Source organism: Klebsiella sp. CSG-1, from assembly GCF_056521145.1.
This window is the reverse complement of the sequence record NZ_JBWNLD010000045.1, coordinates 1-379: the sequence shown is the minus strand read 5'-3', so window position 1 is coordinate 379 and position 379 is coordinate 1. Positions and strand designations below refer to the sequence as shown.

The following is a 379-nucleotide window of genomic DNA, read 5'->3' as shown; positions in this document are numbered from 1 at the left end:
AAACAATTTCGAGGATATCAGAATGAAAAAAGTATTAGCTCTGGTCGTTGCCGCTGCTATGGGTCTGTCTTCTGCTGCTTTCGCTGCTGACGCAGTAAGCACCACTCAGGCTCCGGCTGCTGCAACTCACAGCACCACTGCCAAGACCACCCATCATAAAAAACACCACAAAGCCGCTGCCAAACCAGCCGCTGAACAGAAAGCTCAGGCCGCGAAAAAACACCACAAAGCCGCCGCCAAACCAGCCGCTGAACAGAAAGCTCAGGCCGCAAAAAAACACCACAAAGCCGCTGCCAAACCAGCCGCTGAGCAGAAAGCCCAGGCCGCGAAAAAACACCACAAAGCGGCAACCAAACCCGTTGCTCAGAAAGCCCAGGCA

Annotated in this window: 1 protein-coding gene; it reads left to right on the top strand. The window is 53.8% G+C overall.

Annotated features, from left to right (window positions below; genetic code table 11):
• Positions 1-22: 22 nt before the first annotated feature.
• Positions 23-379: acid resistance repetitive basic protein Asr (gene asr, locus AC007G_RS28340; protein ID WP_479466764.1), on the top strand; the 357-nt coding region annotated here is incomplete at its 3' end.